This window comes from Rhodanobacter ginsenosidimutans (genome assembly GCF_042655685.1).
GTDB classification, from domain to species: Bacteria; Pseudomonadota; Gammaproteobacteria; order Xanthomonadales; family Rhodanobacteraceae; genus Rhodanobacter; species Rhodanobacter ginsenosidimutans.
The window spans coordinates 1-16,747 of sequence record NZ_JBHSMM010000001.1; the positions used below are offsets into that span (position 1 = coordinate 1).

6 protein-coding genes are annotated in these 16,747 nt (G+C 65.6%); 1 reads left to right on the forward strand and 5 read right to left on the reverse strand.

The annotated features are described in order from the left end of the window. Positions 1-123: 123 nt before the first annotated feature. From ACFPK0_RS00005 to ACFPK0_RS00025, 5 genes are all read right to left on the reverse strand, one after another. Positions 124-834 (reverse strand): transposase, encoded by a 711-nt coding sequence (locus tag ACFPK0_RS00005; protein WP_377337452.1) that lies wholly within the window; start codon positions 832-834, stop codon positions 124-126. A 56-nt stretch (positions 835-890) separates the two neighbouring features. Next, entirely contained in the window at positions 891-1,601 is a 711-nt protein-coding gene (locus tag ACFPK0_RS00010; protein ID WP_377337454.1) for a transposase, read from the reverse strand. Then, entirely contained in the window at positions 1,537-2,565 is a 1,029-nt protein-coding gene (locus ACFPK0_RS00015) for a hemagglutinin repeat-containing protein (protein ID WP_377340172.1), read from the reverse strand. The genes ACFPK0_RS00010 and ACFPK0_RS00015 overlap by 65 nt, the downstream gene beginning before the upstream one ends. A 410-nt stretch (positions 2,566-2,975) precedes the next feature. Further along, complete coding sequence (locus tag ACFPK0_RS00020) at positions 2,976-13,712, reverse strand: hemagglutinin repeat-containing protein (RefSeq protein ID WP_377337456.1); 10,737 nt, start codon at positions 13,710-13,712, stop codon at positions 2,976-2,978. A gap of 229 nt (positions 13,713-13,941) precedes the next feature. Then, positions 13,942-15,558 carry a ShlB/FhaC/HecB family hemolysin secretion/activation protein gene (locus ACFPK0_RS00025; protein ID WP_377337458.1) on the reverse strand — a complete coding sequence of 539 codons (1,617 nt, stop codon included), beginning with the start codon at positions 15,556-15,558 and terminating at the stop codon, positions 13,942-13,944. A 390-nt stretch (positions 15,559-15,948) separates the two neighbouring features. On the opposite strand from ACFPK0_RS00025, the gene ACFPK0_RS00030 reads away from it, so the two are divergent. Next, positions 15,949-16,746 (forward strand): undecaprenyl-diphosphate phosphatase, encoded by a 798-nt coding sequence (locus tag ACFPK0_RS00030; RefSeq protein ID WP_056083591.1) that lies wholly within the window; start codon positions 15,949-15,951, stop codon positions 16,744-16,746. Position 16,747: the final 1 nt, after the last annotated feature.

The following is a 16,747-nucleotide window of genomic DNA, read 5'->3' on the forward strand; positions in this document are numbered from 1 at the left end:
CTGTTGCTGGAATGCAAATCGATGGCTGCGTAAAGTGACATGGCTGCCTCCTGTCGCTGGGCGACGTTGAAACCGTGGTAGTTCCAACGTACCGCCAAGCGCGGGAGGCGGCGACATGAGTCTTCAGTGTGCACTTTCTAAAGGAAGCGGGAGCTTTTTCGGTCTGCCGATCTTGGCCGGACCGACACGCCGAGACAGTTGCGCCTCTATCGCCGCGCGGAAGCGTTCGGTTCCATACGCGTGCTGACGCTGTATATGTAGCCGGATGTCGTCCAACTCGTCGGGTGTAATCGCCTGCTCAACGAGCGCTCGATAGGCCGAACAGCGCTCGTCCGCGTTGCCACCGAGATTCAAATAGGACGAATGCGGTCGAATCAGCGGATCGGCGACCCCGAGCGCATTGCAGGCGAAGCTCGACCATGGATAGTTCGCGGGATAGTTCACCATGCGCGCCCGTAGTGGATTGAGTTCTATATAGCGATAGCACCGTAGCAAGTAGCTTTCGCTATCCACCAGGCACGCCTTGTACCGGCCCTCCCACAACGTGCCCGTACGGCGATAGCGATCATTGACATAGCGCACATAGCGTCGCCCTAACGATTGCATCACCCTCGTCACCTGTCCCTGCGCCGAAGGCGTGATCAATAGATGCACGTGATTGGTCATCAACACGTGGGCATGTACAGCGCAACTTTCGCGCATGCAGATCTCGCGCAGCTCATCCAGGTAGCGGACACGATCGATGTCCTGAAAGAAGCAGGGCTGGCGGTCATTGCCCCGCTGCACGATGTGCTGAGGCACACCGGCCAAGTCGAGTCTCGGTTGGCGGGGCATCTGGCGATCTCACGCGGAAAGGCCCGATCGAGCTTGCCGCGCGTCTGAAACAGGGGTCAGTGTGCACTTTCTAAAGGAAGCGGGAGCTTTTTCGGTCTGCCGATCTTGGCCGGACCGACACGCCGAGACAGTTGCGCCTCTATCGCCGCGCGGAAGCGTTCGGTTCCATACGCGTGCTGACGCTGTATATGTAGCCGGATGTCGTCCAACTCGTCGGGTGTAATCGCCTGCTCAACGAGCGCTCGATAGGCCGAACAGCGCTCGTCCGCGTTGCCACCGAGATTCAAATAGGACGAATGCGGTCGAATCAGCGGATCGGCGACCCCGAGCGCATTGCAGGCGAAGCTCGACCATGGATAGTTCGTGGGATAGTTCACCATGCGCGCCCGTAGTGGATTGAGTTCTATATAGCGATAGCACCGTAGCAAGTAGCTTTCGCTATCCACCAGGCACGCCTTGTACCGGCCCTCCCACAACGTGCCCGTACGGCGATAGCGATCATTGACATAGCGCACATAGCGTCGCCCTAACGATTGCATCACCCTCGTCACCTGTCCCTGCGCCGAAGGCGTGATCAATAGATGCACGTGATTGGTCATCAACACGTAGGCATGTACAGCGCAACTTTCGCGCATGCAGATCCCGCGCAGCTCATCTAGGTAGCGGACACGATCGATGTCCTGAAAGAAGCAGGGCTGGCGGTCATTGCCCCGCTGCACGATGTGCTGAGGCACACCGGCCAAGTCGAGTCTCGGTTGGCGGGGCATCTGGCGATCTCACGCGGAAAGGCCCGATCGAGCTTGCCGCGCGTCCAAATGAGCGTCTGTCAGTCCCAACCTCGCTAGTTCGTCGGAAAGTGCACACTGACCCCTGTTTCCGTTCGCCTAGTGTCGTCGCGTGGTTGGCCATGTAGTCGGCCAAGCCACCCGCCGACCGCATCCCCACATACCCCGCCGCCTGCCCCAGCGCCTGCTTCTCCTTGATCTCATCCACATCAAAGTCGTTGCTGACGCCATTGCCGTTCAGCGTCGTCGCGCTGCGGTCGATGCTGCTCAGGTCTTGATCGGGTTTATCGCGCACCACGATCGTGCCCTGCGCGATGCTGCTTCGCGTATCGCTGCTGTCGCTGCCGCCTTGCGGTATCGCCATGTTCAACGCCGCGCCCATGGCGTTGCTGGCTACGTTGCCCGCAGCCGAGCTGCTACTGCTGTAGGAGAAGCCCATCTGGGTGGCGCTGCTGTGCGCGCTGTTGTGCAGGTCGTTGACGACCAGGCTGCCGGTATCCAGCCGATTTTTGCTGGCATCCGCCGTGCTGGCGATGGCGGCACCGGTCAGCGTGGTGGTGTCGCCCACGTGGATGTCATAACCACCGCTCCCCGCCGCCAGCCCCGTCTGATCCGTCACGCTCTGGTAGTTGTTGCTGATGTTGGACTGGCTGTAGCTGGCGCCGCCGCTGGTGGCGCCGTAGCAGATCGGCGGGATGCACAGGCTCAAGCCGGCGCTGGCCGCTTGGTAAGTCTCCTTGTAGTGGTCGGTGTCCTGAGTGCTGGTGAGGCTGAGGCTGCGGCCGATGTCGGCCAGGATGGTGTTGCCGTAGGCCTGGGCGCCTTCCAGCGTGGTGTCTCTTCCGCTGGTCAGGCTGAGCATGTCGCCCGCGTTGATGGTGGTGGCGTGGTGGGTCGCGCTGTCGCCATTGCCTTTGCCCCGGGCCGCGGCGGCGGCCAGCTCGATGGTGAAGCCGTTCTGCTGACTTTAATTAGCCACGTCCCCTTTAATTCCTTTTCTGCTCATGGATCCTGTTTCGCCTTTTCTGGATATCTTGGGCGGGAAACCATTTTTTTAATCATGACTGGGGCAAGGCAAAGACCCATACACTGTTAGAAACTTCAGCTGCCGCAAATAGCTTACGTTTTCCTTTGAAGGTTGCCTCCCATAATGAGAGAGTCAACTCCTTTCCACTTCGATCGACAACGATAACATTATCTCCTATAACAGAGGTCCATGTTTTTGACCAAACATTCTCTCTTTCAAAATATTGAGCTAACTGAGCATCACTCGCAACAATCCAAATCAAAGCGCATACCTCACGAGGAAGTTATTTGGAGTACGGCACAATTAACATGCCGCACATATCAATTGAATCATTTCTTTTCGCCTAAATACCCATTTTTTATGAGATCTTCCACGGTCACTTTCTTGCCGGACGGAACTTCGGGTATCTTGTATTGAATACCATTTCCAGCCTCACCAAAAGCGGGCGCGACACCGGATTTTTCTACAACAAATGGCTTGAGCACCACGTATTGGCTATAGGTCTCTGCAAAAGAGCCAGGTGCCATAGCTCTGTTTGTCAAAGGTGTACCTATCGGTGACAGATAATACCCGCGCGTCGATCCTATCCGGTCAATAACCACTCCGGCCTCAAGTGTATAATTGGTGGTTGTGCTCGGTAATGCCCCATTAGCTGCTGGCCAATCCCAGTTTCCGCTTGACAACCGGTATTGATCGTATTGAGACCATCCGCCGGCCTCCGCATCCACAGCCCAACCGTCAGTCACTGCGGATCTTCCACCGCTTCCGTTCGGTGGGAGCGTCCCTCCTGAAGTAATATCACGAGTGCTTCCCACGCCCTCCCATCGAAGTACGCTGTACTGAAGAGCTAACCCCAGCGCCGCACTCCCCGCCTGAGCCCCTTCTACCTTCCCAGCCGGACCAAAGTCACCATGCTGCGCCTGATAGAAGACATAATCCATGCCTTGCTGCTGATCGCTTGCCCAACCCTTTGGATCAGTGATCGCTTGCAACGTGGAATTCAGTGCTGCCGGGATGTTGGCTGGGTTAAGAACTCCAACGACTCCCTCAAGCCACCCCTTACCCCAATCGATCAGTTGGCTGCCGCCCAAGCTTTGTGGCGCATTCGTAGTTTGTGGGTTAGCGCCGAAAATGGTGGAATCTTGCCGCTGGTATGGCGCGGACACGCCAAACAACGGAACCGGCTGCCCCCATTGGTCATGGCCAATCGTCGGATTGCCCTGCGAGAGGGCGTAGGCATGCAGGAAGCTTTGGGCTTCGTACATGGCCTCCGGGTCGTACGTTGAATTGGCAGCCGTCGTTTGATCCAGCATTACCTTAGCCGCACCCTCTAGGATTTGCGCGGCCAGTTCCTCGCTCATGCCCGGATGCTTTGCGGCGTATTCCTTCGCCAGCACGTCGTCAATGATCTTTTTCTCATCCTTGGTGGGGTCTGAATCTTGGTGCAACTGCCTGTTGTACTTCTCCCCATCCAGCGCCGTCGTCGCACCCGCGCCGCCACCCACGGCGCCACCCACAGCCACGCTGGCCAGTTCCATCAGCGTTCTCCCTTGGGCGCTGTTCGGATCGATGTGGTGATCGACGAGGTAGTTGGCCATCGCCCCGCTGGCGGCTTCACTCGCCGCCGCACCCAGCGCCCCCTGTGCGGCATCGCCCCCGCCCAGCGCTGCGGTCGCTACGCCGACCAACCCGTGCAGCAGGATTTTGTTGGTACCACCATCGCGCCACGCTTTCTGCTCTTCGTCCGTGGTCGCGTGCTCCGCCATGTAGTCGGCCAAGCCACCCGCCGACCGCATCCCCACATACCCCGCCGCCTGCCCCAGCGCCTGCTTCTCCTTGATCTCATCCACATCAAAGTCGTTGCTGACGCCATTGCCGTTCAGCGTCGTCGCGCTGCGGTCGATGCTGCTCAGGTCTTGATCGGGTTTATCGCGCACCACGATCGTGCCCTGCGCGATGCTGCTTCGCGTATCGCTGCTGTCGCTGCCGCCTTGCGGTATCGCCATGTTCAACGCCGCGCCCATGGCGTTGCTGGCTACGTTGCCCGCAGCCGAGCTGCTACTGCTGTAGGAGAAGCCCATCTGGGTGGCGCTGCTGTGCGCGCTGTTGTGCAGGTCGTTGACGACCAGGCTGCCGGTATCCAGCCGATTTTTGCTGGCATCCGCCGTGCTGGCGATGGCGGCACCGGTCAGCGTGGTGGTGTCGCCCACGTGGATGTCATAACCACCGCTCCCCGCCGCCAGCCCCGTCTGATCCGTCACGCTCTGGTAGTTGTTGCTGATGTTGGACTGGCTGTAGCTGGCGCCGCCGCTGGTGGCGCCGTAGCAGATCGGCGGGATGCACAGGCTCAAGCCGGCGCTGGCCGCTTGGTAAGTCTCCTTGTAGTGGTCGGTGTCCTGAGTGCTGGTGAGGCTGAGGCTGCGGCCGATGTCGGCCAGGATGGTGTTGCCGTAGGCCTGGGCGCCTTCCAGCGTGGTGTCTCTTCCGCTGGTCAGGCTCAGCATGTCGCCCGCATTGATGGTGGTGGCGTGGTTCGTGGTGCTGTCGCCGTTGCCTTTGCCCCGGGCCGCGGCAGCGGCGAGCTCGATGGTGAAGCCGTTCTGCTGGCCGCCCAGCGCGAAGCCCACGCCGATGCTGGCGCTGCCGCTGTGGTTGGCGCTGTCTCTCTTGGTGGTGTCCTGGCCGGCGGTGAGGGTGATGTCGCGGGCCGCCGCCAGCGTGGCATCGCGACCGGCCTGCACCTGGGCGCCTTGCAGCACCACGTCGCCGGTGGCGGCGTAGCCGTCGGCGCCCTTCGTGCCGTCACCGGTGGCCACGATGGTGACGTCGCGGCTGGCGTTTACCGTGCTTCCCTGCTGCGTCTGCTGCTGGTACGACGTGTTGCTGGACTGGTGGCTACTGCCGATGCTGACGGTGACCTTGACCAAACCGGTGCTGCCGTTGGGGTCCTCGGCATTGCCGCCGGGCGGGGCGGCCGTGGCGGCATTGCCGGTGGCCGACTGGGCCGCTCGGCCGTAGTCGATGCCGCCGGCCACCTCGCCTGCGTCCTTCGCGCCGTAGTACGCCTCGGCCGCATACAACGCCGCCAGCCGGTTGTCGCCGCGGTCGTGCGCATCCACGGCGGCGTCCACCGCCTGCGCGGCCTGCACTGCCACGCCAGACAGCGCCACCGTCACGCCTGCCTGCTTCATCTTGTCGCGCTGCTGCTGCTCGGCGGTGTCCGCGCTGGGCGTGAGGCTGACGTTGCGGCCCACCAGCGTGACGTCGCGGCCGGCGATGTCCACGCCCTGGCCGGTGAGGTCGTCGTGGGCGACCACGGTGACGTCGCCCTGCGTGCTGGTCAGCCCGGTGCGCAGCGTGCTTTGCCAGGTTTGCGCGCCGCTCTGGTCATGCAGCTCCTGCCGTTCGCCGATGGTGCCGGCGTAGCCGTTGCCGCCCAGGTCGCCGACCTGGTGGCTGCGTTGGTAGGTTTGCTGCTGCTGGCTGGACTCGGCGGTGCCCAGGTCGATCTTGCCCTGCGCGGCCAGCACGTTGATGTCGTGCTGCGCGGTCAGTTGCGCGCCCTCGGCGGTGATGTCGCCCTGGCGGCTGATCACGCTGATCTGCCCGGCGTCCACCGTGGTGCCGGTTTCGTTGACGACCTGCTGCGCGTTCTGCGTGATGCCCGACTGGCTGTTGTAGGGCGACATGCTGACGCCGCTGCTGTTGGCACCGCCCTGCAGGCTGCGCGCCGCGTCGCCCCAGCCGACCGCCGCGGCGGTGAAGCTCTTGCTGTGGTGGGTGCTCTGGCTGCTTTGCGACTGGGTGTCGGCACTGGTCAGCAGGGCCACGTTGCGCTGCGCGGCCAGCGTGGCCGTGCCGCCGGCGCTCAAGGCGCTGCCGATCACGGTGAGGTCGCCGCCGGTGGCGTTGAGCGTGAGGTCGCCGGCCGCACGCAGGGTGCTGCCCCGCTCACTGCGGGTGTCGAGCTGGCTCGACTGGTTGCTGCGCTGGCTGCCGTAGCTGATGGCGACGCTGGGCATGTCGAGCCCGGACGCACTGACGGCGTGCAAGGTGTCTTGTGCCTTCTTGCCGGACCCGGCCTGCTCCCGCCGCGTCTGCTTTACGTTGCGCACCCCGTCCAGCGCCGTGCCCACCAGCGCCATCGACAGGCCATGGCTGCTGCTTTGCTGGGTGCCGGTTTCGTGGTCGGTCTGCGTGGCGGTGGTGACGGTGATGTTGTTGCCTTGCAGGGCGATGTTGCCACCGGTGGTGGAACCGGCGGCGCGGGCGGCGATCAGGTCGCTGCCGATCACCGCCAGGTCGCCGCCGGCGGCGACCGTCAGGTTGCCCTGGGTGCTGCCGATCAGGCTGCCGACGGTGATGTGCTGCTCCACCGTGCTGGTGGCGCTGGCTTTCTGGCTGCCGGCGGTAAAGCCGATACCGCCCAGGCCGCTGGCGCCGCCACCGCCGAACACGCCGCTCTTTTTCTTGCTGATGCTGTACGCGTCGGTGGAAACCTCCTCGGCCGTGCCGAGGGTGACGTCATGGCCGGCAACCAGCGCGACGTCGTGCGTGCCGGCCACCTGGGCGGCCCGGGTCGTCAGGTCGTGACCCGCCGCGATGGTCACCGCGTCGCCGGATAGCGTGCTGCCGATGGCGTAGGTGTCGTGGGTTTCGTCGTGGGTGGTGGTGGTCTTGCTGGAGAACAGGCCGCTCTTTTTGTATTTGGTGTCGCGGGTGGTGTCGTGGTTTTCCACGCCGGCATCAAGCGTGATGTCATGACCGGCGCCGAGTGCGATGGTGCCGTCGCTGCTGGCCAGGTTGGCGGCGGTGGCGGCGATGTCGTGGCCGGCGCTGATGACGATGCCGTTGGCGGCGTCGAGCGCGGTGCCGCGCACGGTTTCGTCGAGGCTGCTGGTGTTGACCGCGGTGCGGCCTTCCTTGTGGTGCTCCCGGGTCGTGGTGACGTCGGTGACGGCGTTCAAGTTGACGTCGCGCCCGGCGCTGGCGGCCAGCACGTCGCCGGCCTTGAAGGCGGCGCCTTCGCTGGTGATGTCGCGGCCGGCGGACAGCGCGAGATTGCCACCGGCGGTGACGTGGCTGACGGCGTGTGTAGTGGTGTGGGAAATCGAGGTGCCGCCGCCGGTGACGGCGGTTTGCGCGGTGGCCGCAAAATCCAGGTCGCGGCCGGCCACCAGTGCAGCATCGCCACCCGCTGTGATCGGCGTGGCGATGGCGGTCAAATCGCGGCCGGCGACCAGGCTGAGGTCGCGGCCGGCGCTGACTGGCGCCTGGCTGAGCAACAGGTCGCGGCCGGCCTGCAAGGCCAGGTTGCTGCTGGCCGTGATACTGCCGCCGGTGGCCAGGCCCAGGCGCTGCGCGTCGGCGAGAGACAGGCCCCCACCCAGGTCGACCTTGCCGATATCGGCGCCACTGAGCACGTCGCGCCCGGCCACCACGGCGACGTTGCCGCCCTGGATGCGGCCGGCGTTGAGCACATCCTGCGCGGCGCTGATGCTGAGGGTGTCGTCGGCGCGGAGGTTGCCGCTGTTGAGCAGGGTGCCGGCCTTGAGGCTGGCGTCGCGGCTGGCGAGTACGTTGCCGGTGTTGCTGAGGGTGCCGCTGGCGTCGAGGATGATGTCCTGGCCGGCCATGACGGCGCCGCGTTCGCTGGCCAGGTTTTTCGCGTGCTGCGCGGACAGGTAGACCACCGGTACCAACACTTTTTCGCCATTCACCTCCTGGCTGACCAGCCACACGATGTCGTCGGTGAGGCTGGCCATCTGCGGCGCGGTGAGCGCCACGCCCACGGCCAGGTCGAACCGGCCGGCGGCGGCCACGCCGGCATCCATCAGCTCGCGGTATTGCGCCACGGTGTCGGTGCTGTTGCTGAGGAAACGGCGGCCGGTGAGCGCGGTGATCTGGTCGAGCACCAGGCGGTTTTCGTAGAAGGCGTCGCCGAGGCGCTTCAAGGTGTCTTCGCCGTTCCACGGCAGGCGATCCATCAGGTAATCGCTGCCGTAGAAGCCGCTCATGCTGGCGAAGCGCGGGTCGGTTTCGACGAGGTAGCCCGCGCTGTTGCCGGGGTGGGTGGTGAACAGGCCGTTGGTGGGCAGCTGGATCTGGCCGCCGGGCGCACCCAACGAGCCCACGGTTTGCGCACCGGGGGCGGCCGGTGTACCGCCCAACCCGCCCACCGTGCCCAGGTTGATGCTTCCGCCGACGGCGCTGACGCCGCCGGTGCCGCTGCCGGTGACGGCCTGGCCATTGCCGTTGCTGCCCAGTGCCGCCACGGCGTTTACGGGCCGGCCATCGGCACCGACGGTGGTGTTGGCGATGGTGGTGCCGGTGATCGAAAGGGTGCCGCCGGCGGTCATGTAGGCCGGCGCGTCGGGTCCCGGCGTGAGGTGCATCCAGTAGGGCGGCGTCCCCGCGATGGCCAGCTCGGCGGTGGTGGAAGTCTGGCCGAAGTGCTCGACGCCATTGTCGTCCCAGCAGGTCTTGGTGCCGAGAGCGCATTTGCTTTTCTTCTGCACCTGGATCCAGTTGTCGACGTCGGTGCGCAGGGAGACCGTGGGCACCCAGCCGGTGTTGACGATGCTCTCGCCGCCGAGGGTGCCGGTGCCATCGGCCACGCTGCCCGACTGGCCGTTCACCACCAGTTGCCCGGCCGCCGCAATGGTGGATTTGTCGTTGAGCACCGAACCGCCGAGGGCGATGTCGGCACCGGAGACGATCCGGCCCTGCGCGCTGGTGCGCAGCAGGCGCTGCTGGCTGATCACGGTGGTGGTGGTCTGCCCGGTGGCATTTTCGTCGGGGTCGCAACGGTGGTTGTCGCCCAGGCTGGCGCAGTAGGCAACGGCAACAGGGTCGGTGGTCTTGTCCACCACGTGCTGTTCGACCGTGGTGTTGCTGGCCTGCTCGGCCGCGGAGAGCACGTACGTTTCGGTGTCGAACACGCGCCGCTGGTTGGTGATCTGACTGGCCGCGAGGGCGATGTTCCCGTCGGCTTCGATGCTGCCGGAGCGGTTGGTGATGGCGTTGGCACGGCCGCCGCTGGCGTTGGCCGCCACGGTGAGGTCGCCCATGGCGTAGATCAGCGCATCGCGGTTGAGCAACGTGCCGGTGAGGTACAGGTCGATGTTGCCGGTGGCGGCGATGACAGCCGAGTCGTAGGCGGCGTTGTCGGTGACGCTGCCCAGATCGCTGCCGTTGGTGAGGTTGCCGGCGTGGACGGTGATGCCGTCGCCGATCAGCGTACCGGTGTTGCCGACGCTGGCGGCGGTGATGGCGACGGTATCGCCCTCGATGCGGCCGCTGTTGGCGAGCGCGCCGGTGGCGGTGAGCGAGGTGGCGGCGCTGTCGACGGTGCCGCTGTTGGTGATGCCGGCGGCCTTGACCGCAAGCGCGCCGACCGCGCTGAGCGTGGCGCCGCTGGCGTTGTCGAGATTGCCGCTGAAGGTGAGGCTGGCGTTGCGGTTGGCCTTGAGCGTGTTGCCGGCCACGTTGGTGTAGTTGCCGGCAAGGGTCAGGGCCAGGTCGTTGCCGGCCACCACGCGGCCGCTGCCGGCGAGGCTGCCCAGGTCCAGCGTGACGTTGCCGCTGGCGGCGGTCTCGCCACCGGTATTTTCCAAGGTGGCCAACGCAAGCACGATGTTGCCGCCGGCGCCGAGGTGGCCGCTGCGGTTGGTCAGCGTGGCGAGCCGGTTGGACCAGGCCAGGTTGCGGGCGGCGTAGAGGGTGCCGCTGGTGTTGTCGAGACTGGTGGCGGCAAGGCTCAGATCGCGCCCGGCGACCACGGTGCCACTACCGGTGTTGCCGATGGCGCCAGCGCTGACCGCCACGTCGCCCTGGCCACCCAGCGTACCGCCGGTGTTGGTAAGCGCGCCGCTGCCGAGGTTCAGCGTGGTCGCGCCCTGGGCCGCGTTGGCGATGCGGCCGGCACTGTTGTCCAGCGATGCCGCGGTGAGCGACAGCGTGGCGTTGCTGCGGCCGCGGCCAGCCTCGATGCGGCCGTTACCGTTGCTCAAGGCGCCAGCGGCAGTGGCCGCAAGCGCGCCCATGGCCTGCAGCGCACCGCTGCGGTTGTCCAGGGCGCCTCCGCTGGTTACGACCAGATCGCCAGCGGTATAGATCTGCCCGGCGTTGACGACGCTGCCCGCAAACAGATTCACCGCGCCGTTGCCGGCGATGAAGCCGCTCGCGGCATTGCTCAGCCCGTGCGTGATGTACAGCGACAACGCATCGCTGCCCAGCGCCTTGATCTGGCCGGTGCCGTTGGTCAAGGTATCGGCATGCACGGTGAGCCCACCGCTGGCCTGCAACGCACCGCCGGTGTTGAACAGTGCCTGGGTCAGGGTGATGTCGACGGTATCGGCAGCCAGCGTGCCACCACGGTTATCGAGCGATTGCGACTGAAGGCTGGTATTGCCTGCGGCGGAAACACTGCCGGCGGCATTGGTGAACGCGCCGCCAGTGATGATTTGCAATGCGCCGTTGCTGGCAATCGATCCGGCGCTGTTCTCGAACTGGCCGTCCACATCGAGGCTGAGCTGGCCGCTGCCGGCGTGGGCAATGCTGCCGCCGGCATTGAGCAGGCTGCCCGCATCGAGGGTCAAGGTGCCGGCATTGCTCGCGATGCTGCCCGCGCTGTTGTCGAACGTGCCGCTCACCGCCAACGTGGATGCGGCCGTACCGGTTTGCAGTATGTGGCCGCCGCGATTGACGATGCTGGCCGCGTTCAAGCCGACCGATCCGGCCTGCAGCGTGCCGCCGCTGTTGTCGAGTTGGCCGGCGGCCTGCAGGGCGAGGTTGTCGTGGGTGGCGAGGTCGCCGTTGCGCAGACTCAAGCCACCCAGGGTGGCGGTCAGCCCAATGGCGCCGCCGGCACGCGTGGTGGCACCGCCCAGGTCGAGGCTGGCGCCGTGCAGATTCAGCGTGGTGGCGGCAAGGTTGCGGCCCTGCGCCACCAGCGCGGCGGTGGTGTCGACACTCAGGGCGCCGGTGCCGGCAAGGCTGCCGTCGGCCTGCACGCCGGCACCGAGCACGCCGCTGGAATCGAGGCTGCCAGCGCCGATGTCCAGATCGCCCTGGGCGGCCAGCGTGCCTGTATTCGCCAGTTGGCCGGTGACCATCCATTGCGCGGCGGTGCCGGCGTAGGCAGTGCCTTGATTGTCTGCATGACCGTCGACGCGGATCGTCTGCGCGGCACCGCTGCGCAAGAGGCCCGTGTTCTGCAGATCGCCGGTGAGGGTGGTCGTCAGGTCGTGGTCCGCACGCAGCGTGCCACTGCTGGAGAGGCTCCCGGCGTGTACGTTGGCGTCGGTACCGGCGTAGATCAGGCCGGTATTGGTGACCTTGCCGATGCTGGCCAGGTTCAATGCCTGGGCGGCATAGAGCCAGCCTTGCGCGCCCACGTCGACGGCGTCGCCGGCGGTCAGTTGCAGACCCTGCCCGGCTTGCAGCACACCGTCGGCACGCACCGGGCCGGTCACCGCAACGGTCAGGTGGCGGGCGGCCAGCAGGTTGCTGCCGGCGTCGGCATCCAGCCGTCCGATGGTCAGGCTGACATCACTCATGCCGTCGATCAGGCCCTGGTTGTGCAGGGCGTCCGCCGTAATCGTCAGTGCGCCACCGGACTGCCATTGACCGCTGTTTTCGACCTGGCCGCCATGCAAGGTGCTGCTGCCGCCGCTGATAACGGTGCCGGCGTTGCCCAGTGACTGCGTGCCAGTGAGCTGCACGCGGCCATTCGCGCTGAGCACGCCGGCATTGTCGAGCACCAGCGCGCCGAGCGTTGCGTCGCCACCATCGGCAAGCAGATGGCCGCTGTTGGAAAGCCGGCCGTCGGCGCGGAGATCAAGGCTCGTCAGCGCCTCGACGGTGCCGGCGTTGTCCATGTCGGCCGCGTGCATGGTGATGCCCTGCCCCGCATAGACATCGCTGGCCGCGGACAAGGAAAGCGCGCCGGCGGCGTCCACGGCAACCGCGCCGCTTGCGGCATACAGCTTGCCGCTGTTGCGGATGTCACCGGTGCTGGTGAGGTTGGCGCCCTGGCCCGCGTAGAGCGTGCCGCCGTTGCCCACATTGCCATTGCCGCGGACGTCCAGACGTCCATTTGCGGCCAGCGTGCCGCTGTTGTCGATTCCGCCCGCCTGCACGGCAAGGTTGCCGGTGGCGGTGAGCTTGCCGGTGACCACCAGCTTGCCGGCGCTGGTGAGCTGGAAGTCGCCGGCCTGCGCGGCGATCTCGCCACTGGTGCGGACGCCCACGCCGGCCTCGGTGCCCAGCAGGTGAATCTTGTCGGCGTACATGCCGCCCAGTACGGCCACATCCAGGCTCACGCCCGGCGCTACGCCCTCACCCTTGATCGCCTGCGTCGCCAGATCGGCATAGCCGACCTGGTTGGCGCCGGTCACCACGTTGAGGTTATGCGCCCACACTTTGGCATTCGCCTGTACTGCACGCGCGATCAGATCGAGCCGGTCGGGGCGCGTGGCATCTAGGCCGCCGCCATTGATGGCGATAGCGCCGCGGGTAACTCGGAACGCCTGCAAGCTGCCGTCGCCGCCGAACACTGGCGTACCGGTGGTCAGCACGCTGCGGGTGGTGTTGATGAAGCCACCACCATTGACACTGATGCCGTTGGGGTTGGCCACGATCACATCGGCGGCCTTGCCGGCAACCTCGGTGTAGCCATTGAGCGCGCTGGGGCTGGTGCCGGTGACCTCGTTGAGGATGATCCGCGCCGATGACCCGGTGCCCAGGTTGGTGTTGCCGACGATCATGCCGGCCAGCTGGGTCTGGCTGACCGCGCCGCTGTTGTTGAGGATCAGCCCCTTGCTGTCGACATCGAACGACTGGAACCGGTTGTGCGACACGCCGCCGGCCGAGGGCGCGACGATGTTGACCACCGGCGTGCCGTTGGCCGCGGTATCGATGCCGGGGCGATGCACGCCGGCCCGCGCGTCCGGCACCGCTTGCGCCTGACCGGCTACCGGAACACCGAGCAGCGCTATGCCGATGGCGACAGCAAGCGCGTTGAGGCCCTGGCGGAACGGATGCGAGGTGTCGATGGTGGTCATGGTCTGGTTCTTCCCTGGTTCATGGCTGCCGCCCGGCGGAACGGAACGCTTCTGTCTCCTCCCTCTGCTGGCAGGTTGGGAGGGGGGAGCTCGGGCTTGCCGCAAAGATCAAGAGCGAAACCCCTCCCCAGCCCTCCCCTGCTAGCAGGGGAGGGAGCATGGTGCTGCGTGCTTTTCTGGCGACAGGTGAAGCGATCAATCTCCATGCGATAGCCCCTGTGCTGCGTGATCAGTACTGGTACACGAGCTGGAAACCGGTGGCCGGCCGGCGTGTTTCCAGCACACGGCCGCCAGTCAGTGCCCAGCCCGCGAAAACGTCCCAGCCGAGGCGGCCAAGCTGGCCGCGCAGGCCGATCACGCTGCCGCGCAGCGTGTGTTCGGTGCCGTAGATATTCTTGCTGGGGCCGCCGATGTGGCCTACGTCCACACCGACGTAGAGCGCCGCCGGCAGAGCGCCCAGCGGCGCGGTGAGGGTGTTGCGCCAGGTCCAGCCGCGTTCGGCGGCCAAGGTCTGTTCGCCGTCGAAGCCACGTACGGTGTAGCGCCCGCCCAAGGTGATGAACTCGGATCCGTAGAGGGTGTCGCCGCTGCGTTGCGCATGCAGTTCAGACATCCATTGCAGCGGCAGCGCGCCGGCCTGGAAAGGCAGGTTCAGCGAGGCGTCGAGTATCCACAGCCGGTAGTCGAAGCTGGGGTCCGAGGGCTGGTGCCCGGGAGCATCGCGCTGGCCACCAAACCAGTTCACGCCGCGGCGCTGCGCCAGGCGCAGATCGAGCTGGGCCGCACCCAGATACTGGCGTTGTACCAGCGCCAGTTCCGCCGAGGTGACGTCACGCCGCTGGGAGGTTACCTCGGTGTCCTCGACGAAGCTGTGCGCCTTGCGTTTGACCAGGCGCAGCTCCAACGAGGTCTTGCCCGACCCGGTGCGGTGGAGCATGCGCTGCACGGTCAGATCGGTGGTGCGCGACTTGCCACGGCTGACGAACGTGGTCTGGTAGCCAGCCAGAGTCTGGTGATAGGCGTAGTCGTATGCCGACAGGGTGAACAGCCAGCGACCGAACGGCACCGAGTAACTGGCATTGACGCCGCGCGTGCCGTGGCCGGTGCTTTGCCACACGTCGTGGTTGTAGCCCAGCGAGAGGATGTCGTTGATGCCCAGCGGGTTGTCGAATCCCGCGCTGATGCCGGCTTGCCCACGCCCGGTGGCGCGCGAGCCGGCGTCGTCCAGCGTGGCCACCAAATGCCAGGGCCGGCTGCGCTTGACCGCGATCACGAGGTCGGAGGCACCGGGCGTGTCGCCGGGCGCGATGTCGATACTCACGTCCTGCGAGGGCACCCGCTTCATCTGCTCCAGCCCCTGCTCCACGTCACGCAGGTTGAGCAGGTCGCCCGGGCGCATCGGCAGTGCGGTCTGCCAGGCACCGGACAGCGTTGCGTCGGCATAGCGGATGCGGCGGATGACACCCGGCACGAGGGTAAGGCGCAACACACCGCCGGACAGGTCCTGCGCGGCCACGCCGACGCGGGTGGTGACGTAGCCGCGATCGATGATCAGGTCCGACGTGCGTCGCACGATCAGCTCGATGCCCCGGCGGCCCGCACATTTGCCGGCATAGCGATCGAGATAGCGTTGCACCCAGGTGAAATCGGCCAGCCGCGGGCCTTCCAGACGCACGCTGTCAAGCCGAAAGCAGGGCTGCTCGGCCGGCAGGTCGGTGCGATGAAAGTCGGTGCCGCGCGCGGTGGTCAACCGCACATCCGGCGTTGCGCGTTGCTGCTGCCGCGCCTGCGCCTCGCGCTGCGCGCGTTCGCGTTGCTCCTGCTGGTCCAGCGTGGTTTGCGCCAAGCCAATGCATGGCAGCAGTGCGATGCATGCGAACAACCATTTTGCGGTCGCAACACTGCGACGAGACGTGGAGATCCCTTCCGTATCCAATCCTTTCCCCTGTTACCGATGCCGCACCGGCTGAGCGGGCGAGTACGCCTCGCCCCCCGAAAGCTTCGGCGGCGGCGGAAGACGCCCGATGCACGACCGGAAAACCTTACACGCGACCTGACAAAAACCGAATGCACCCCAACCAAAAAGTGTCGAATGCGTCACTTTTTTCGGAAGACCTCGCCAAGCCCCGTCGGTCCGCATCAGCAAGGCATCGGGTCGAACGGATGCGCAATCCACGTAAGCTATGCGCTCCCAAGCCGGCGCAGGCCGGCCTTACTTGCTGCGGAGTATCTGTTCTTGAGCGACCTGATCCGCGTCACCTTGCTCGGCATCATCGAGGGCGTTACCGAGTTTCTGCCCATTTCCAGCACGGGCCATCTGCTGATTGCCGAGAAGTTCGGGCTGGGGGCGCGCTCGGATCTGTTCAATATCGGCATCCAGGCGGGCGCGATCCTGGCGGTGACGTTGATCTACTGGAAGCGCATCTGGCAGTTGCTGACGCAATGGCGCGACGCGGCGAACCGCGACTACCTGTTCAAGCTGGCGGTGGCGTTCCTGATCACGGCGGTGCTGGGCTTTATCGCGGTGAAGATGGGTTTCAAGTTGCCGGAGACGGTGACGCCGGTGGCGTGGGCGCTGGTGATCGGTGGCGTGTGGATGATCGCTGCGGAGCGGCTGGCGGCGCGCCAGCCCGACCGCACCGAGGTGACGTGGCGGGTGGCCATCCTGGTGGGCATCGCGCAGATGGTTGCGGGGATTTTCCCTGGCCTGTCGCGCTCGGCGTCGACGATTTTCGCGGCGATGCTGTTCGGCACCAGCAACCGCGCGGCTGCGACCGAGTTCGCATTCCTGGTGGGCATTCCCACGATGTATGCGGCGACCGGCTACGAGTTGCTGAAGGTGGTGAAAAGCGGTGGCGCGGCGCATGAGGACTGGACCGCGCTGGGGCTGGGTTTCGTGGTCTCGGCGATCGTGGCGTTTATCGCGGTGAAGTGGCTGCTCGGCTATATCCGCACGCACACGTTCACGCCGTTCGCGATCTACCGCATCGCGTTCGGCGTGGCGCTGTTGGTGCTGGTGCCGGCCGGCGGCTGAG